The organism is Streptococcus sp. 517s, from assembly GCF_054445985.1.
The window spans coordinates 116,870-134,517 of sequence record NZ_CM136847.1 but is presented as its reverse complement, the minus strand read 5'-3'; the positions used below and the strand labels follow the sequence as shown (position 1 = coordinate 134,517).

Genomic DNA, 17,648 nt, shown 5'->3' with positions numbered 1-17,648 from the left:
TTTCTTTCTCCTTCACTTAATTAAAATAATTTTTTCTTGTAGAAGTAACCAACCGCTGTAAACAACATTCCACCGATTGCAGCTAGGAAACTTTTTTCTGTTCCTGTGTTTGGCAAAGTCACCATTTTACCATCTGCAGTTGAAACACTGATGGTCTTGTCTTCATTCGTAACACCTCCAAGCGATTCAGGAGCAACTACAGAGCCATCTTCAAGGACAAGATTTCCATCTTTAGTGCTGACAATGGAATCACCTGTACTGGTTTGAACAGGTGCTTTCGTAATATCATGCACCGCCTGACCTGTTGAGCTTGAAGTGGTTCCAATTTGTGACTTCCCTTGCTGATTCGCTTGATCAGTAGTTTTTGGCTTTTCATCTGGAACACCATCTAAGCTACCTGCGTTATCTTTATCTTGCGCCTTATCTGAAGGCGCTGGTTTATCAGCTGGCACTCCATCAAGACTTCCTGCGTTGTCTTTGTCTTGTGGTTTATCTGATGGTGTTGGAACACCATCGAGGCTACCTGCATTATCCTTGTCTTGCGCCTTATCTGAAGGTGCTGGTTTATCAGCTGGCACTCCGTCAAGGCTTCCTTCGTTATCCTTGTCTGAAGGAGCTGTCGGATCAACTGGAGTAACTGAAGGCTCTGTTGACTGATTTGCTGGAGCCTCTGTTTCTGTTGAAGCGCTTGGTGCTGTCGGCGTAACAACTTCTGTCGCTGGAGCAGAAGAATCAATTGGTGCAATTTCGTCTGCCGATGCAAAGCCAGCTTGTGAAAGCGCGAGAGTTGAAAGTGCGAGTGTAGCTAATACTTGTTTCTTGTTCATTTTACTTTTTCCTTTTCTAATTTTTAGTATTCTTAGGCTGGTAGCCTTTTCCTGTCAAGCGAAGTTCCACTCCCGATGGACTTCTGACTTTCCTAGCCACTATGTGGCTTCCTTTTTTGATAGTGCGAATTTGATCATAAACCTTTTTATAAGGCAAATGAAATTCAACATCCCTTAGAACACCGTCTACGTATCCTCTAGCCTGTTTGACTGCATAGTCTGGCTTCAGGATAAGGTCTGTTCCGTCCTCTAAGCGAGCTGTCGCACCTCCTTGTTTTCCTAAGTTTTTTAAGTCCCTTAAGCGGACAGTTGTTTCATCTATCATAGATTTCTCCTTGAAGTTGAAAGGCGAAATAACGCCGTGCTGTGTAAAAACGTATTTTTACATCGGTATTTCATGCGCTGGGTTTATAGTCTAGGAACCCTTACTCCTTCAGCTTATGATCTTTATCATGCTTTTTCGTTCAGTGGCTGGACTAGATATCCTTTTCTAGTTTGCTGCTCGCCCCCGTTTCTTTTTTATCCATAGCCACGCTGTATCAGGGCAAGCCTTGTATTCAGTTTTCAAAGGTCTGTAGTTTAATGACTTCTCGGTCAAAATGGATTTAACTGGACTACATTTGGTCCGATTCTGACCCTAACAGGTAGTCAATGGTTACCCCGAAATATTCTGCCACATTTTTAGCATTCTCCAGACTTATCTGACTATATCCTGTTTCCCAGTTCGATATAGTGTTACGAAACACCCCTATCTGATCAGCCAAGGCTTGTTGTGACAACCTGGCCTTTTTTCGTAAGTCTCTGATACGATTTTGTGTTTGTTTCCTCACATCTACTTGTCTCCTTCATTATTTGGACTTGATGGTATTTCATCATCCATCAGAGGAGCATTCTTCAGCTCCAGCATGACAAGCCCTATTCCATAAGCTAAGATCAATAATAAAGCCATTGTAACTAGTTTAAACATTACTATCCTCCTGATATTGTTCCTTATTTTGTCCGATAAGTTATCTTCTTCACCCATCAAGGATTGATAGAAAACGGTGGAGTCGCTGATGTAAAATTCATGCTCGCTCCTGTTCCAAATGAACTTGATACCAATTTTTCTAGTTCCTCTAAGTTGGAAGTGACGGAAATACTGTCTACCGTTTTATCAAAATACTCTACAATCATTTCAATCTCTTGAACTGGTTGGGAAGGTGTAGCCTTCATAGCTTGCCCTCTGTAAATTCTCTCTTGGTTAGTAAACAATCCCATAAAATTAATCCTCTTTCTGTTGCCATGATGAGAAAATTGGGCTGAGTTTCTCAGCTCTTTCTTTTTTCGGTAAATCAAAAACAGCTTTGGGAATCGTGTAGATTTTCTCCTTCGGGCTGCGACCTATCGTTAGCACTTTACCATCAATTGGTCTAAATTCATCTTTTAACATGTTTCAACTCTCTTAGACAATTCTGATAAATAGCTATTGAGTTTCGTTTCCGGTAGTTTGTCTGGATAATAACGTGCAATCAGACTTGGACACTCATCAGGGAATTTTCTAGCGTACTCACTTTGTCCTGATACCTCCATGAAGCCCTGTTCTTTTTCGATGAGTAGAGCCATCTTCCAAAAACGAATCATCATTTTGTAGAAGTAGGCTGGTATATTCTGGATTGTTTTTCCTTCAGCCTCTCCTGTTTTAATTTTGAAAATCAATTTATCAAGCTCACGTTCAAGATCTTGCAGCCAAACCTCTCCGTAAATTTCCTGATCAGCTAAGAGGTTGTTATAATTCTTCTCAACTTGGCGTTTTGCTTGATAGATTTTATTTTCAAGAATTTTTGCATCTTTTCCAAATAAACTGAGTTTCTGAACTAGTTGAGGAGAAAGAAAACCATGTTGCCCCATTCTAAACGCTTCAGAAATTGATAAACCAGATAAAGATGATTCGCCCTCGTATCGATTAGTATCGTATGAGGACTCTGTCTGACTCCTCTCTGTATTTATTCCGTCCGCTTCGTGGACGTTTTGAAGTCCATTTTGCGGACGTCCGTTTTTGATACTTTCGCTATTACCAATGCTTTGGGGTGCTTTTTCATATAGAACTTTACCAAAAGCATTAACCCTCTTCAGTAACTCACCCTCAGCTGAATAGTGCTCCACTATTTCTAAATTAGCATCCACTAGCTGAAGATAAAGTCTATTTGGCTTATTGAGCCCTTGCCTAACTTCTCGTAAGAGACCATGTTCTTGCAGTTCTTTCTTGATCTTAGTAACCTTCATCTTTCCCTTATCCAATAGCAGCATCAGGTCAGAAACTGTAAAAATTAGAAAGACCGCTCCATTTTCATCAACGTAATCTCTATTTCCCTTCTGGAATGAACTGATACTTAATTTACAACGATTATAAAGAGCGCCATAAGCTAACTTAGCATCAGATGAGAGACCCGTGTAAGAACTAGTCAATTTGACATAGCCGTTCTCATTGTGTTGAATACGGGTGAAAAAGATTTCTGGAATTTGATAAAAAGTTAGAGTGGCTAGTTGGTCAATCGTGATATCTGCCATTAGTAGCCTCCTACAACTTGTAATCTCAAGCCACCAGCTTCAGGAAAATAGACAAGATGAGTTTGTTCTAACTCTTCAATAGCTGCAATAGCACGGCTTTTAGTCCATCCCATTGTATTCATCAAATCTAAAATCATTACGTCTCTAGTCAACCTTGAGACCTTTGTTTGGTGTTGTTTCATAGGTAATCCTTTCTTTACTTGATTAGTCCAAAATAGTTGAATAGTGATAATAAAACTGCAAAAGCATTTATGATGAAAATAACTAGAAAAAGCACAAAGGGTTTATTTCTGTGATAAGAGCTGATAAACATGCCGTATGAAGCAATAGCAAAAATTAGATTAAATATAATCAGAATACTCATCGAGTTTTTCCTTTCTTAGTTTTTTAAGTCTATTAGACATAATAACTCCTCAAATATATATTGTGTTATAATAATTTTTGGTAGGTGGTCATGGAGGTGACATGCTAGACAAAAATAATAATCAAACGCATTATGGGCGGGGAAATCAATACATTGATCAAAGAGTTACAAACAATATATTTGTAACATACGGCGACTCTCAGCCCAGTAGCTCATCGGATAATCCTGGTATCTGGGCCATCATTTTTTTAGTCGTTACACTATCTTTAGGAAATTTGCTTCTTGGTCTTATTCAAGAACATAAACAAGTAATTATTATGACTCAAATCATTCTACTTATCGTTGTCAATTGCTATGTTTATTTCAAATCAAAAGACATGAAGCTACTAATCACTGAAATGATTCCTTCTGTCCTAAGTATTCTAACGACAGTATTCTCGGTTAATAATCAAATCCCAACTAACCTTCGATCAATACTGGATAAGGTGAGTACCTCCCCTGATTTATCTTCTTGGGAAAATATAGTAAAGAGTTTTTTCAACAGCTTTATACCAAAAGCCCTTGAACTCATCTCTCAACACTCTAGTAGTACTATCATTCTTACAGTTCTCTATATCACTCTAGTCCTCTCAACCATTCTTAGTCCGTTGTTGATTGGATTTAATGCGTTCTTTAAGAAATCTGTTAAGAATTATCCCGCTTATGTGTTCACTATCGCTTATTGGATTTTTTTCTTTGTTTTAAAAATGATTCAATAACTGTACAACAATAAATTAAGGCGGTCACAGTGAAACTAATCAGTAATAAGGACAATAAAGTTTGACCTCCACCTACCAACCTAATCATAAACAAGGCGTAGCCTAAAAAAGTATACATGGTCACTTTAGTAAAGATTCTTACTAATAGTTTCATTCGTTACCCCCTTTACCTGGTTAGATACCAGGGTTTTTTGATATCAACAAATTGTCGAATTAAGATATATCATTTATTTTCCTACACATATCCCATCAATTCTGGATTAAACTCTAGAGTCAACCACAAGGCTTGATCCTGAGTCAATTGGCTAGTTTGCCCCCAAGTTCCATCTCTTGCTCTTCTGGAGTAAGGATAACTGCCATGTTTATTTCTAGGCTTTAATTCATGAATAACATCGTCTTTAATAACTTCCCAAAGTAGACTAGAGGGCTTATAATAATAGCCGTCCGCAAGCCAAACTCTATCGAGGTCATCGTATGGAGATACCTTTTCTTCAGAATTTCCTTCAGGGATACAATCAACCATATTTTCATTCTTATCAAGATCTATTACATCGAAAATTTCTAACGAATCAATATCCATAACAATTTCAATATTATCTGACATTTTTTCTCCTTTCTTTAATTTTTGCAACGAAAAAAGAGAGCGATTTTCTCGCTCTCTCTCAGGTTATATGATATTTGATTTTTCACTTTCCCAAAACTCTAGACACTTAGCGTCGATTTTCTCTCTTGCTTTTCTACTTTTCCACTCCTTTTCATTCACTTATTCTTTAATTTTTAAATATATCCCTACAATCTTTTATAATGTCCGTATATTATCTCCATTTCCACACTCAACCTTAATTCTAAGTCTATCTGAGTTCACAAAAAAGAGACAGGATAACTCCTGCCTCTAGGCTGATAAACAATTATTTGCGACGTCCTGGTCGTTCTGCATAACCATAGTAAGCATCTGCCATGATTTCTTCCATGTCAGCTACCATTGGCAAGCGTGGGTTTGCAGGTGAACATTGGTCTTCGTAAGCAAGTAAGGCAATTTCATGCAAGCTGTCTTTCCAAGCTTTTTCATCAATTCCAAAGCCTTTGAAGTTCATTGTGATTCCAACTGCTTCACCAAGATCGTAAACTGCTTTGGCATAAGCTTCAACCGCTTCTTCTGGTGTTGAGCAAGGAAGACCTAGCATACGAGCGATATCTTGGAATTTTTCATCAGCTTTCCAGTAATTGTACTTAGGCCATGTTGTAGTTTTAGATGGACGAGTTCCATTATAACGGATAACATAAGGAAGTAAAATAGCATTTGTACGTCCGTGAATGGTGTGGTGAACAGCACCAATCTTATGCGCCATTGAGTGACTCATTCCAAGGAAGGCATTTGCAAAGGCCATACCAGCCATTGTAGAGGCATTATGCATCTTTTCACGGGCTTCTGGGTCAGCTGTTTTTACAGATTTTTCCAAGTATTTGAAGACTAACTTGATGGTTTGAAGAGCAATACCATCTGTATAGTCATTGGCAAAGTTAGAAGTATAAGCTTCAGTTGCGTGTGTCAAGACATCCATACCTGTGTCAGCAGCAATAAATGCTGGAACAGATTCTACCAAAGCAGGGTCAACAATTGCAATGGTTGGTGTCAAAGCGTAGTCAGTGATTGGGTATTTCCGGTTGTTTGCCTTGTCAGAGATAACTGCAAACGGTGTTACTTCTGAACCTGTACCAGATGTTGTTGGAATACCGATATATTGTGCTTTCTTACCAAGTGATGGGAATTTGAAGGCACGTTTGCGGATATCCATGAATTTTTGAACGAGGTCACCGAAGTCAACGTCTGGCTGTTCATAGAACATCCACATACCTTTAGCTGCATCCATTGGTGAACCACCACCAAGGGCAATGATAGTGTCTGGTTCAAACGAACGCATTACTTCAACACCACGACGAACTGTTGTGATATCTGGATCTGGTTCAACATCTGAGAAGACTTGAATCGTGACTTTGTTTTTACGAAGATTCAATTGGTCAATCACACGTTGTACAAAACCGAGTTTTTCAATTGATTTATCGGTAACAATCATGACACGTTCGATACCTTCGCAAGTTTGAAGGTATTGGATTGAGTTACGTTCGAAGTAGATTTTTGAAGGAACTTTAAACCATTGCATATTATTTCTACGTTTTCCTACTTTCTTGATGTTAAGAAGGTTGATAGCGGATACGTTATCACCAACTGAGTTGTGTCCATATGAACCACATCCAAGTGTTAATGATGGAATGAAGGCGTTGTATACATCACCGATACCACCAAAGGTAGATGGAGAGTTCCAGATAATACGCATTGCCTTTATTTCCGTACCGAAACGTTTTGCAAGAGCTTCGTCTTTTGTATGGATAGCAGCTGAGTGTCCTAGACCATTAAATTCAACCATTTGACGAGCTTTTTTAAGTCCATCTTCAGTATCTTCAGCTTTCAAAACTGCAATAACAGGTGATAATTTTTCACGAGTCAATGGTTCTTTAATTCCAACTTCTGCACATTCAGCAGCCAAGATATTTGTACCTTCTGGTACTTTGAATCCTGCTTGCTCAGCAATCCATGCTGCTGGTTTACCAACAATATTTGGGTTCAATTTTGCACCAGCGCAGTTCTTGCTGTTAGCTTTTGCACCAAAACAGAATTCTTCCAAAAGCGCTTTTTCTTTCTTGTTGACAAAGTAAGTATGGTATGATTTGAATTCTTCTACAAATTCGTCATACACTTCTTTATCAATGATAACCGCTTGTTCTGATGCACAGACCATCCCATTATCAAATGATTTAGACATAACGATGTCATGAGCAGCTTGACGAAGGTCAGCAGATTTTTCTACATAGGCAGGAACGTTTCCGGCACCTACCCCAAGAGCTGGTTTTCCACATGAGTATGCAGCTTTAACCATAGCATTCCCACCAGTTGCGAGGATAGTCGCAACACCTTCGTGGTTCATAAGTGCCCCAGTTGCTTCCATAGATGGCTCTGTAATCCATTGAACACAGTTTTCAGGTGCACCGGCTGCGATGGCTGCATCACGAACGATTTGTGCAGCATGAGCAGAAGATTCTTGAGCTGATGGGTGGAAGGCGAAAACAATTGGGTTACGTGTCTTCAAAGCAATCAATGATTTGAAAATCGCTGTTGAAGTTGGGTTTGTTGTTGGAGTGATACCACAAATAACTCCGACCGGCTCCGCAATCTTCGTCAAACCTGTAATTGGATCATCTTCGATAACTCCAGCTGTTTTAACTCCACGCATATTGTTCACTACGTGTTCACAGGCAAATAGATTTTTTGTCGCCTTATCTTCAAATACACCACGACCAGTTTCTTCAACTGCGTGTTGTGCAAGGATACCATGCGCGTCAAGTGCTGCAACAGACGCTTTTGCTACGATGTAGTCAACTTGCTCTTGATTCAACTTGCGCATTTCATCAAGCGCAACCAAGGCTTTTTTCACGAGACCGTCGACATGCTTTTCAGCAGCAAGTTGTTTTTCCTCTGGTGTTACTGTTTTTTTATCAGCCATATTATCCTCCATAGCCTTTAAGGATACTATCCTTTGTTAATTTTTTCACAAGTTTATTATAACTCTTTTTTTATACTTTGTAAACAGTTTCATAAACATTTCACAAAGAAATTTTCCGAGTTTGTGATTTTTTTCTCAATATAGCTGCACAAGAGAGTTTTGACTGGACGATTGTGAAATTATGAAAAATATTTTTTTATTTCACAAAGTTTTCTCTGGTTGATAGTTATTTATCGAATTCAAATATAGAAAGCGCTTTCTTTCCGGTTTTGAAAAATAGTCTCCTAACTTGGAGACTACTGTTTTTGCTGAAAAACGCCTTGTTTAAAGGTCCCTTCATAAACGACTTCTTGCTCTGTAGTCAACTTCCCTTGACCTTCAGCCTGACCATTTACAAAATCACCTTCGTATTTCCAGCCATCTTTTGATTGGAAAGTTCCTTTTCCATTAAAGGCTCCATTATTGAAATCACCTGTATATTGGTCCCCATTTTCAAAGGTCATGGTCCCCTGACCTTTCATTTTCCCTCGTACCAGGGTACCATCATAAACAAGGGCACCGCCATCAAGTGTCAGGGCACCCTTTTTAGGTGTATTTAGTAGAAATACTGAAAGGGCACAGAGTGCAATTACGACTACTGCAATGAACTCTAGCCTAGGGCGAGTTAGGTAAACTCTATACTTTTCATAGATTTGTTTAAGCTTTTCCATTGTCACTCTCATTTTCTAATCGATCTAGCCAGCTTTGACATCCACTTGTGATGCGAGCATAGGTTTCCTCAAAATCTCCTGTATACCAAGGATCTGGAACACTTTCATATGCAAAAGAGTAGATCTTATACTGCAATTCCTGAGGACACATTTGACGCAGATCTGAAACGTTTGAAGCATCCATACCGATAATATAATCAAATGACTCAAAATCTTCTCTACGAATCTGGAGTGATGTTTTGTCTTTGTCATACGGAATCTGATATTGCTGGAAAATTCCTTGCGTTCCCTTATGAATCGGATTACCATGTTCCCAAGATGAAGTCGCACGACTCTCAACCTGGTAATCGCTCGTCATGGATTTCATTACAAACTCTGCCATGGGGCTACGGCAGATGTTTCCTAAGCACACAAATACTATTTTTCTCATCCCTTTTCCTCTTACTTCATAGAAAAACGGGAGTGACAGGTCCCGTTTTATTCTTCGATTGCTCCGCTTTCGTCAACAACTGTTCCTTCTGGTGTCACAGCCTCTTTGAGCGGTAAAACGGTCTTGATAGCAGCCAATTCAAAAGTCAAATAAACGCCATCTACATCAAGTACGATTGTTCTCTTCTCAGTGTCTACTTCATCCACTGTTCCGTAAAGGCCGCCAATTGTAATAACTTCATAGCCCTTTTGAAGCTTGTTCAAGCTTTCCATACGCTTTTGAGCTTGTTTCTTTTGAGAACGTTGCATAAAGAACATCAAAGCCATCATACCTACAAGCATGATTAAAAAAGTAATATTTGGATTCATTGTTTTCTCCTTTGTCTTTTACATAGGACTACTATATCAAATTTCAGCTACTTTTACAAGATTGTGCCTTGTTTTTATGGTTATAAAAAATCAGAGTGAGGACTCAGATTTTTGTGATTATTTCAAGTTTTGAACGACTTTGACTAGATTTTCTACCGTAAATCCGTACTCTGCCAATACTTTTGGCGCTGGGGCAGATGCTCCAAATGTATCAATACCGAGAACTGCACCATCAAGGCCAACATATTTGTACCAGTTTTGAGTTGCACCCATTTCGACTGCAACACGACGGCGAACTGCATTTGGAAGAATTTCTTCTTTGTATGCTGCATCTTGTTTATCAAAGACATCTGTAGATGGCATGCTGACTACGCGGACTTTTTCGCCTTGACTAGCTAATTCTTTGGCAGCTGCGACAGTTAGATTAACCTCTGAACCTGTCGCAATCAAGATCGTATCAAAGTCTGCTTCATTTTCATAGACAACATAGGCACCTTTTGCAACCTTGTCAAAGTCTGTTCCCTCTTCGACAGTCAAGTTTTGACGTGTCAAGACAAGGGCAGTTGGTGTTTTCTCACTTGTCACTGCAAGGTACCAAGCTGCTTGAGTTTCACGCGCATCTGCTGGGCGGAAAACATTTAGATTTGGCATGGCACGGAGACCTGCTAAGTGTTCAACTGGTTCGTGAGTTGGACCATCTTCACCAACTGCGATTGAATCGTGGGTAAAGACATAAGTCACAGGAAGTCCTTGCAAGGCTGACAAACGGACAGCTGCTTTCACATAGTCAGAAAAGACGAAGAAAGTACCACCGTATACACGAAGTCCACCGTGAAGGGCCATCCCGTTCAAGATCGTTCCCATTGCAAATTCACGAACACCAAACTGAATGTTGCGGTTCAAGCGATTAGCGTCGTCTTGAAGTCCATCCGTTTTGATATAAGTCATGTTTGAGTGAGCTAGGTCAGCTGATCCACCTAGGAAAGTTGGTAACTTGGCAGCTACAACGTTCAAAGCATCTTGACTTGAATTACGAGTTGCTTGAGAGAAACCATTTTCTAAGGCTGGGAAGTCTGCCGGAGTCACTTCAACTGGATCACGGCCGTCGATAATAGCTTCTACTTCTGCAGCCAGTTCTGGATGAGCCTCTTTATAATCAGCAACTAATTTAGTCCAAGCTTGATAAGCTGATGCGCCACGGTCTGCAACATTTTCCTTGAAATCAGCATATACTTCAGATGGGATTTCAAATGGTTCATAGTCCCAACCGAGGGCTTGGCGAGTAGCCGCAGTTTCATCTGCTCCAAGAGGAGCACCGTGTACAGCATTAGTTCCTTGTTTGTTTGGAGAACCGTATCCAATCACAGTCTTCACTTCAATCAAAGATGGTTTGCCTGAAGCTTTAGCAGCTTCGATAGCCGCATGGATAGCTTCCAAGTCTGTTCCATCTTCAACCAAGGCTGTATGCCAACCGTAGGCATTGTAACGATCACGAACACTTTCAGTAAAGGAATCCTTTGTCTCACCATCCAAGTTGATATCATTTGAATCATAAAGAACAACCAACTTGTCAAGTTTTTGCAAGCCTGCGTATGAAGCCGCCTCACTTGAGACACCTTCCATCAAATCTCCGTCTCCACAGATCACATAAGTATAGTGGTCAAAAATATTGAAGCCTTCACGGTTATACTTCGCCGCAAGGAAACGTTCTGCTTGGGCAAAACCAGTGGCAGTAGAAATCCCTTGCCCTAGAGGACCTGTCGTAGCATCAATCCCTGCTGTATGGCCAAATTCTGGGTGACCAGGTGTTTTGGAACCCCATTGGCGGAAGCTCTTGATTTCATCCATGCTGACATCTTCAAAACCAGAAAGGTGAAGAAGGGCATAGAGAAGCATAGAGCCGTGTCCTGCTGAAAGAATAAAACGGTCGCGGTTGATCCAGTTTGGTTGAGCTGGATTGATACGAAGTTGTTTTGTGAAGAGGCTATAGGCCATAGGAGCAGCCCCCATAACCACCCCTGGGTGACCTGAGTTTGCTTTGTTGATGGCGTCAATACCTAGAAAACGAATTGCATTAACAGATAGATTTGACATAGAATTTCCTTTCTCTTTGAGGTGATTAATGAATCACACACCCTATTTTACTATTATATGAAAAAATGCATAGAATAGCAATAAAACAATTTGCGTTCATCTAACACATTTGATTTTCTATTCCCTCGTCACTTCATAGTACGGCAACAAGTGCGTATAAGCACTTTCTAGCTCCTCCAATATCGCTTCTACTGACTGATTTTCATTGAAGGAAACATCTGCCTTAACCAAAACTTTACGGACTTCCTGACTTCTCACCTTCTCGCGTAAAGTACGACGGTTCTCCTCAGTAGCCTCCATCTTATGACTTTCCCCATTTGAATAGACCAGATAATAAATTCCTTCTACCGCTGGAAGTTCTAAAACCTTGGCTTGCTTGTCTAAAGTCTGCTCATTTTTCTTGCGCTCGATGAAACTGACTTCCAAAGAAATCCCATAATTAGCAGGTGTTCCATACAAACGAAGAGCCATCATAGGTTCTGTCACTTGTCCGTCTCTCTGTAGATAGGCCCAGAAATGCGGTCGTAAACGTTGCGCTTGGTTCATCCACTGGCTAGTCTGTTGCAGTTTCCACTCTGGATGACTTGCTTGAAAGGTTTTTGCCAATTCTGTGAAAGCCTTTCGGGCCTCTTGACCTTTTTGCCGCAAGTCCAACATCTTTTCTCTTTCATCGCCAGCTTTATCAGGATTGCGATACTGAACCCCTGCAAATGATAGGTATTCTCTAACTGCTTTCAGCATATCTGAATCTTTCCTTTCCTAGCAAAAAATCAGGATGAACCTGATTTTGCTTTGCTTATTCTGCATCTACGACAACATAGCGATTTGGCTCGTCACCTTCAGAGTAACTCGTCACGCCATCCATGCGTGAAATAATGCGATGGATAATCTTGCGTTCGCTATTTGACATTGGATCTGTTTGTTGGCTACGTCCTTCTTCTAAAACGCGAGTCGCCAATTTTTGAGCGTAGGTTTGCAAGACTTCTGCACGGTGTTCAACGTAATCATTGACATTGATCGTGATGTAGAACGTTCTTGAATAGCGATTGTAAAGGTAATTTTGCGCTAACAGTTGAAGAGCTTTCAAGACTTTTCCGTGGTAGCCGATAATACGACCTGGTTCGTTAGTGTCAATTTGAAGATTGATGGTGCGGCGATTGTAGTCGCTTGAAATCGTCCCTTCAACATCCATATCATCTACAATGGTTTGAACGTAGCTAGCCACTTCAGTTGCCACTTGTTCGATGTCATAACTTGGTTCTACTGTCAAGCCTAAGTCTTCCAAAGATTGGCTTGTTTCTTCCTGCGTTTCAGTTTCTTTTTCTGGAGCAGATTCCACTTTCTCGGTAGTATTTTCTAATTCCAATTCATTTAAAATTGAAATATGGCCTGTTTCTTCCAAAATCGTGCTGGCATGCTTTTCATTTTTCAGGATTTCAGCCTTGACCTCTTCAGAGACACCTTGACCTTCTTCTTCAATCTTTTTGATGGCTTCCACTACATGTCCCAAATCAACAGTTGCTTCACTTACTGTTTTCACGGGTTCATTTTTTTCATTAACTTCTTTGGGAACACCCTTGACGGCCTGCTGATTGGCCTTGATCACTGTCGTTTCACTAATCGCTTCGATATCAACTTGAGCTGGCTTCTTACCAAACAAGCCTAAGAATCCTTTTTTCTCTTTCGAAACGACCTTGATGTGGGCCTTCATTCTTGGAATGCCTAATTCTTTCAATCCTTTTTGAATTGCTTCTTCAACCGTTGAACCTGTAAATAATACCATTACCAGATTCCTCCTTATTTTTTCTTTTTCTGTGCTTTTTTCAAGGCTTTTCTCTTCTTGCCTTCTAAATCTTTTTCTGCTTGTGCCACTGCTTCTCTTTCAGCAATAATCTTGAAAGGATTGTTCAAGAAATAGGTTTGCAGAACTTGATAAGCATTGGATACAGCCCAGTATAAGGCTACACCACTTGGGGCGGAGATGGCAAAAACAAAGATCAATACAGGCATACCATACATCATCCCTGTCGTAGCTCCACTTTTTTCGGATAAAGATTTATTCGATAACCAGCTGCTCAAGAAGGTAAAGACTGCCGCCAAAATCGGAAGGACAAAACTTGTATCTACTCCTCCCAAATTAATCCATAAAAAGTGACCTGTTTTCAAAAAATCTACTCGACTCAAGGCTTGAAAGAGCGCCAAGAGAACCGGCATTTGTATTAAAATTGGCCAGAGTGAGGATGAATGCTTAATCCCTAACTCTTTATAGACCTTACGCATCTCCTGGTCTAGCTTGGTTCTACTTTCCATATCACGACCCGGATATTGCTCTCGCAAAGCCTTGATGCGTGGTTGAGCCTCTTGCATTTTTCTAGAGGCAACCATCTGTGTCTGAAAGACTGGTAATAGAATCGTCCGAATCAAGATTGTGAAGAGGATAATCCCCACTCCGATACTAATGTCAAAGGACAAAAAGCGGATAATTTCAGCAAAAAAATAGACGAATTTGCTCCAAAAATCTGTCGAGTCTGCTGTTATATCGCTAGCTGTACCATTTGTTGCACAGGCCGTCATGATAAACAAGGACAAGCCCAACAAACTAGTCAACTGTAGTTTCTTTTTCACTCCCATTTCCTTCCTGGTAAATCTTTGATAACTTCAATACGTGGAGTAGGTTCTTCTCCATCTCTGCATATTCCAAGGTTTCCACCCCTTTTCGGGCAATCACGACAAAATCGACATGCTCTACCAAACTCCCTTTTACACTTTGTAGAATGTGTCGGATTCGTCTCTTAATTTGATTTCTGGTAACTGCATTCCCCAGCTTTTTGCTGACGGACAGCCCTACTCGAAAATGGTTTTGCTGGTTTTCCAATTGGTAGACAACAAATTTTCGATTGGCAAAACTCGTTCCGTCCTTGAAAATCGCCTTAAAATCTTTCTCTCTTTTTACACGAAAGCTTTTCTTCAAAACTCAACTCCATCTATTAAATTACTACTATTATACCATATTTTTTAAAAAAGCCAATAACAGCAAGGTTTTAGACATTTTCTACATAAAAAAGCTGGAAAATCTCTTTCCCAACTTCTTTTCACAATCAAATTTTACGTGTATTTACTTATTTTTTCAAGCGCTCAACATCGCGTGCAATCACCAATTCTTCATCTGTTGGAATAACCAAGACACGTATTTTCGCTTCGTCCGTTGAGATGTCTCCCGTTACACCAAAGACATTCTTTTCTGGATCTACATCACAACCAAACCAAGAGATACCTGAAATGACATCCTCACGGAAATTTGCTGCATTTTCACCGATACCTGCTGTGAAGATAATTGCATCTGCTCCATTTAGGACTGCAAGATATTGGCCAATATGTTTTTGGATACGATCAATATACATTTCATAAGCCAAAGTCGCATCATGGTCTCCTGCTTCCATGGCAGCAATCACATCACGCATATCGCTTGACTGACCAGAAACTCCCATGAGCCCTGATTCACGATTGAGAATGCGGCTAATATCTTCTGGGGTATTGAAATCCTCTGTATATTGCATGAGATAAGGGATGATAGCAGGGTCAATATCTCCTGTACGAGTTCCCATCATCACACCTCCAAGTGGTGTGAATCCCATAGAAGTATCCACAGACTTCCCACCCTTAACAGCTGTGATAGAAGCCCCATTACCAATATGGCAGGTAATCAATTTCAAATCTTCTAGAGGACGGCCCAAAAGTTTCGCTGCTTCTCCTGCGACAAACTGGTGGCTTGTCCCGTGGGCACCATATTTACGAACCTTGTTTTCTGTGTAGTATTTAGTTGGTAGAGGGTAGCGATAAGCCTTTTCTGGCATGGTTGTGTGGAATGAAGTATCGAATACAACAACACTGGTAATATCTGGAAGCAATTCCTTAAATGCACGAATTCCAGCTGCGTTGGCTGGATTGTGAAGAGGAGCCAAGAGTCCCAACTCCTCAACTTTTTCTATCACATCTCCCTCAACAACTGTTGATTCCTTGAAATATTCACCACCTGCAACGACGCGGTGTCCGACACCTGTAATCTCGTCGTACCCTTTGATAATGTCAAAACGAATCAAGTCATCCAATAAAATTTTAACGGCTTGCGTGTGGTCTTCAATATCAAGAATTTGTTGCTCCGAACGACCGTCAAATTTTACTGTTGAAATTGAATCTTTCAATCCAATACGTTCAATCAAGCCTTTAGCCAAAACTTTTTCCTCAGGCATTTGATAAAGTTGCCATTTCAAGCTTGAGCTTCCTGCATTGATTGCAATTGTTTTTGTCATAAGATGATACCTCTTTTTAAGCGTTTTCATCTATTATAACAAAATCTCTTTTATATTTCAGTACCTTTGCTCCAATTTTGAAAATTTTCTTTAAAGGTCAACAAAACTGATGGATCTTGCAAGCTAGTAAGAGGGTAGACAAAGGGTTCTGTTACTTTATCTCTTTTCTTCTGTAAGACAAAAATACTTTTAGCTTGGCTTGCAGTTGAGAAAATATCCTCTGGCAGAGCGATGATAGCAGCCAGACTCACTTCGTCTTTGAGCCACCCTTTTAATAAGTCACTTTGAGGACTGGTCAATAAATCACTCGGAGCTAGAAAAATAGCATAGCCATCTGACTTAAGGTACTTGAGGCCTTGCTCCATCAGCAAATGGTGGGCATAGGTATGCTCTTGACTAGAAGCCACTTGATAGCGTGAAGCGACGGCATCGTCTGGGTAATAGCCAACAGGCAAGTCGCTGATGACCACGTCGCTTTCTTTAAGCATTTGCGGACGAACGGCATCTCCTTGGACAAATCCAGCCTGTAAACCAATCACATCTGACATACTTGCTGCCAAATCAATCAGCAAGTCATCCACTTCAATTCCCAAGTAATCTACTTTTTTAGCAAGAGAAGTTAAGAAAGTAGCCCCCAAAATCCCCATACCAGAACCGATTTCGAGGATGCTAATTTCCTCTTGTTCAAACAACTCTTCTACAACAAGTACCAAGAGGAGAGAAATGGCATCTGGTGTAAACTGGTGATTGGCCTGTAAAGGCTCCGTTTGTCCTGCCTTCATCAAGAGAAACTGGTAGGTCTTGAGCCACTCTTCCTTACGAAGCGCTAAGCGTTTAAGGGCTTGATTGTTCTCTTTGACCTGTTCTAGCTCGGTCTCGCCATCTAGGTAGATACTATTTTGCTCTACCAAGGAATCATAAAAGTTGGTTGCCAAATCACTTTGGATGACTTGGACATTCTCTAGTAAGTACGTATAAGCTTGTTCTATTTTTTCAAAATTCATATTCCTATCTTATCAAATTTCCCTCCTTTTTTCCATCTGAAGAGAAAAAATCACTGCTTTAGTCAGCGAGTGATTTTTGGGCTACAGTTAAAAAGAGCTCTGCGTAATTTCCGAGGAAAAGACCTTCTGCACTGTACAGAATCTGACTGTCAATGCTCGAAAAACCAAACTGGGCGAGCTTATTTTCCAGTTCAGGCAATTCAAAACCGTGATGGTTGGTATCTGTCTTGACAAAATCAGCAATGAGGACTTGTCCATTCTCCCTAAGATGATAGTGAAACATGGCAAGAGTCGCATCTAGATCAGGCATATGATGAAGAACCCGACTAACAACAATCAGGTCAAATTGTTGCTCCAAGGGATTTGCCAGTAAATTCTGCTCCAAGAGTTGAAGATTCCTGATTTCTTGCTGATCTGCTTTCAAACGGGCTTGCTCCAGCATTTTCTCTGAAATGTCTACAAGGGTAACTGACTTAGCCTGCTTGGCCAGGGGCAAGGCTAATAGACCTGTCCCACCACCAAAGTCCAATATTTCCTTGTCTGATAGAAGAGCAATCTGTTTTTCAACTGCTTGACAAACCAAATTTGCAAGAAAGATATTTTTGGGCGAATCAAAGGTTTCTGCTTTGTGATTAAAATCATGTTTCATGCTTTTAGTTTAACACAAAGAAGTTGA

21 protein-coding genes are annotated in these 17,648 nt (G+C 40.3%); 1 reads left to right on the top strand and 20 read right to left on the bottom strand.

All coding sequences use genetic code 11. The features are described 5' to 3' along the window. Positions 1-20 precede the first annotated feature (20 nt). The 7 genes from ACVX3R_RS00735 to ACVX3R_RS00705 all read right to left on the bottom strand — a co-directional run bounded on the left by ACVX3R_RS00735 (position 21) and on the right by ACVX3R_RS00705 (position 3,374). On the bottom strand, positions 21-827 hold the full coding sequence (locus ACVX3R_RS00735; RefSeq protein ID WP_458795111.1) for an LPXTG cell wall anchor domain-containing protein: 807 nt from the start codon (positions 825-827) through the stop codon (positions 21-23). A 16-nt stretch (positions 828-843) separates the two neighbouring features. After that, on the bottom strand, positions 844-1,152 hold the full coding sequence (locus ACVX3R_RS00730; protein ID WP_000564688.1) for a hypothetical protein: 309 nt from the start codon (positions 1,150-1,152) through the stop codon (positions 844-846). A gap of 289 nt (positions 1,153-1,441) precedes the next feature. Next, complete coding sequence (locus ACVX3R_RS00725) at positions 1,442-1,657, bottom strand: helix-turn-helix transcriptional regulator (protein WP_061909488.1); 216 nt, start codon at positions 1,655-1,657, stop codon at positions 1,442-1,444. Positions 1,658-1,659: 2 nt separating this feature from the next. Next, complete coding sequence (locus ACVX3R_RS00720) at positions 1,660-1,794, bottom strand: hypothetical protein (RefSeq protein ID WP_256963772.1); 135 nt, start codon at positions 1,792-1,794, stop codon at positions 1,660-1,662. Positions 1,795-1,850: 56 nt separating this feature from the next. Continuing rightward, positions 1,851-2,084 (bottom strand): thiopurine S-methyltransferase, encoded by a 234-nt coding sequence (locus tag ACVX3R_RS00715; protein WP_458795110.1) that lies wholly within the window; start codon positions 2,082-2,084, stop codon positions 1,851-1,853. 4 nt (positions 2,085-2,088) lie between these two features. Next, on the bottom strand, positions 2,089-2,256 hold the full coding sequence (locus ACVX3R_RS00710; RefSeq protein ID WP_458795109.1) for a hypothetical protein: 168 nt from the start codon (positions 2,254-2,256) through the stop codon (positions 2,089-2,091). Continuing rightward, a complete protein-coding gene (locus ACVX3R_RS00705; protein WP_458795108.1) occupies positions 2,250-3,374 on the bottom strand; it encodes a replication initiator protein A in 1,125 nt (374 codons plus the stop codon). Before ACVX3R_RS00705 ends, ACVX3R_RS00710 begins: the two co-directional genes overlap by 7 nt. A gap of 465 nt (positions 3,375-3,839) precedes the next feature. Between ACVX3R_RS00705 and ACVX3R_RS00700 the strand changes: the two genes are divergently transcribed. Next, positions 3,840-4,496 (top strand): hypothetical protein, encoded by a 657-nt coding sequence (locus ACVX3R_RS00700; protein ID WP_458795107.1) that lies wholly within the window; start codon positions 3,840-3,842, stop codon positions 4,494-4,496. 235 nt (positions 4,497-4,731) lie between these two features. Here the strand turns inward: ACVX3R_RS00700 and ACVX3R_RS00695 are convergent, their stop codons facing one another. The 13 genes from ACVX3R_RS00695 to ACVX3R_RS00635 form a co-directional block, all read right to left on the bottom strand. Further along, on the bottom strand, positions 4,732-5,100 hold the full coding sequence (locus ACVX3R_RS00695; protein WP_458795106.1) for a hypothetical protein: 369 nt from the start codon (positions 5,098-5,100) through the stop codon (positions 4,732-4,734). Positions 5,101-5,404: 304 nt separating this feature from the next. Beyond that, positions 5,405-8,056, bottom strand: coding sequence for a bifunctional acetaldehyde-CoA/alcohol dehydrogenase (gene adhE / locus ACVX3R_RS00690; RefSeq protein WP_167266667.1), 2,652 nt, complete (start codon positions 8,054-8,056; stop codon positions 5,405-5,407). Positions 8,057-8,352: 296 nt separating this feature from the next. Then, complete coding sequence (locus tag ACVX3R_RS00685) at positions 8,353-8,766, bottom strand: hypothetical protein (protein ID WP_458795105.1); 414 nt, start codon at positions 8,764-8,766, stop codon at positions 8,353-8,355. Beyond that, complete coding sequence (locus tag ACVX3R_RS00680) at positions 8,753-9,196, bottom strand: low molecular weight protein-tyrosine-phosphatase (protein ID WP_458795104.1); 444 nt, start codon at positions 9,194-9,196, stop codon at positions 8,753-8,755. Before ACVX3R_RS00680 ends, ACVX3R_RS00685 begins: the two co-directional genes overlap by 14 nt. Before the next feature lie 47 nt (positions 9,197-9,243). Beyond that, on the bottom strand, positions 9,244-9,564 hold the full coding sequence (gene yajC, locus ACVX3R_RS00675; RefSeq protein WP_001069056.1) for a preprotein translocase subunit YajC: 321 nt from the start codon (positions 9,562-9,564) through the stop codon (positions 9,244-9,246). A 117-nt stretch (positions 9,565-9,681) separates the two neighbouring features. Next, positions 9,682-11,658 carry a transketolase gene (gene tkt, locus ACVX3R_RS00670; protein ID WP_458795103.1) on the bottom strand — a complete coding sequence of 659 codons (1,977 nt, stop codon included), beginning with the start codon at positions 11,656-11,658 and terminating at the stop codon, positions 9,682-9,684. A gap of 117 nt (positions 11,659-11,775) precedes the next feature. Further along, the gene (locus ACVX3R_RS00665) at positions 11,776-12,399 is read right to left on the bottom strand and encodes an HI_0552 family protein (protein ID WP_458795102.1); all 624 of its coding nucleotides are present in this window, start codon (positions 12,397-12,399) and stop codon (positions 11,776-11,778) included. A 55-nt stretch (positions 12,400-12,454) separates the two neighbouring features. Further along, positions 12,455-13,441 carry an RNA-binding cell elongation regulator Jag/EloR gene (gene jag, locus ACVX3R_RS00660; protein WP_458795101.1) on the bottom strand — a complete coding sequence of 329 codons (987 nt, stop codon included), beginning with the start codon at positions 13,439-13,441 and terminating at the stop codon, positions 12,455-12,457. 14 nt (positions 13,442-13,455) lie between these two features. Beyond that, positions 13,456-14,283, bottom strand: coding sequence for a membrane protein insertase YidC (locus ACVX3R_RS00655; RefSeq protein WP_458795100.1), 828 nt, complete (start codon positions 14,281-14,283; stop codon positions 13,456-13,458). After that, a complete protein-coding gene (gene rnpA, locus ACVX3R_RS00650) occupies positions 14,258-14,629 on the bottom strand; it encodes a ribonuclease P protein component (protein WP_000748120.1) in 372 nt (123 codons plus the stop codon). The genes ACVX3R_RS00655 and rnpA overlap by 26 nt, the downstream gene beginning before the upstream one ends. 148 nt (positions 14,630-14,777) lie before the next feature. Further along, positions 14,778-15,968: an acetate kinase gene (locus ACVX3R_RS00645; RefSeq protein WP_458795099.1), complete on the bottom strand. Its 1,191-nt coding sequence runs from the start codon at positions 15,966-15,968 to the stop codon at positions 14,778-14,780. 50 nt (positions 15,969-16,018) lie between these two features. After that, positions 16,019-16,972 carry a class I SAM-dependent methyltransferase gene (locus tag ACVX3R_RS00640; RefSeq protein WP_458795098.1) on the bottom strand — a complete coding sequence of 318 codons (954 nt, stop codon included), beginning with the start codon at positions 16,970-16,972 and terminating at the stop codon, positions 16,019-16,021. 58 nt (positions 16,973-17,030) lie between these two features. Next, positions 17,031-17,621 carry a class I SAM-dependent methyltransferase gene (locus ACVX3R_RS00635; protein ID WP_458795097.1) on the bottom strand — a complete coding sequence of 197 codons (591 nt, stop codon included), beginning with the start codon at positions 17,619-17,621 and terminating at the stop codon, positions 17,031-17,033. Between the last annotated feature and the right edge of the window lie 27 nt (positions 17,622-17,648).

Bases quoted from the DNA above. Each gene is read 5' to 3' on its own strand.
- ACVX3R_RS00735 (WP_458795111.1), bottom strand. From the start codon at position 827: ATGAACAAGAAACAAGTATTAGCTACACTCGCACTTTCAACTCTCGCG.
- ACVX3R_RS00730 (WP_000564688.1), bottom strand. From the start codon at position 1,152: ATGATAGATGAAACAACTGTCCGCTTAAGGGACTTAAAAAACTTAGGA.
- ACVX3R_RS00720 (WP_256963772.1), bottom strand. From the start codon at position 1,794: ATGTTTAAACTAGTTACAATGGCTTTATTATTGATCTTAGCTTATGGA.
- ACVX3R_RS00715 (WP_458795110.1), bottom strand. From the start codon at position 2,084: ATGGGATTGTTTACTAACCAAGAGAGAATTTACAGAGGGCAAGCTATG.
- ACVX3R_RS00710 (WP_458795109.1), bottom strand. From the start codon at position 2,256: ATGTTAAAAGATGAATTTAGACCAATTGATGGTAAAGTGCTAACGATA.
- ACVX3R_RS00705 (WP_458795108.1), bottom strand. From the start codon at position 3,374: ATGGCAGATATCACGATTGACCAACTAGCCACTCTAACTTTTTATCAA.
- ACVX3R_RS00700 (WP_458795107.1), top strand. From the start codon at position 3,840: ATGCTAGACAAAAATAATAATCAAACGCATTATGGGCGGGGAAATCAA.
- ACVX3R_RS00695 (WP_458795106.1), bottom strand. From the start codon at position 5,100: ATGTCAGATAATATTGAAATTGTTATGGATATTGATTCGTTAGAAATT.
- adhE (WP_167266667.1), bottom strand. From the start codon at position 8,056: ATGGCTGATAAAAAAACAGTAACACCAGAGGAAAAACAACTTGCTGCT.
- ACVX3R_RS00685 (WP_458795105.1), bottom strand. From the start codon at position 8,766: ATGGAAAAGCTTAAACAAATCTATGAAAAGTATAGAGTTTACCTAACT.
- ACVX3R_RS00680 (WP_458795104.1), bottom strand. From the start codon at position 9,196: ATGAGAAAAATAGTATTTGTGTGCTTAGGAAACATCTGCCGTAGCCCC.
- yajC (WP_001069056.1), bottom strand. From the start codon at position 9,564: ATGAATCCAAATATTACTTTTTTAATCATGCTTGTAGGTATGATGGCT.
- tkt (WP_458795103.1), bottom strand. From the start codon at position 11,658: ATGTCAAATCTATCTGTTAATGCAATTCGTTTTCTAGGTATTGACGCC.
- ACVX3R_RS00665 (WP_458795102.1), bottom strand. From the start codon at position 12,399: ATGCTGAAAGCAGTTAGAGAATACCTATCATTTGCAGGGGTTCAGTAT.
- jag (WP_458795101.1), bottom strand. From the start codon at position 13,441: ATGGTATTATTTACAGGTTCAACGGTTGAAGAAGCAATTCAAAAAGGA.
- ACVX3R_RS00645 (WP_458795099.1), bottom strand. From the start codon at position 15,968: ATGACAAAAACAATTGCAATCAATGCAGGAAGCTCAAGCTTGAAATGG.
- ACVX3R_RS00640 (WP_458795098.1), bottom strand. From the start codon at position 16,972: ATGAATTTTGAAAAAATAGAACAAGCTTATACGTACTTACTAGAGAAT.
- ACVX3R_RS00635 (WP_458795097.1), bottom strand. From the start codon at position 17,621: ATGAAACATGATTTTAATCACAAAGCAGAAACCTTTGATTCGCCCAAA.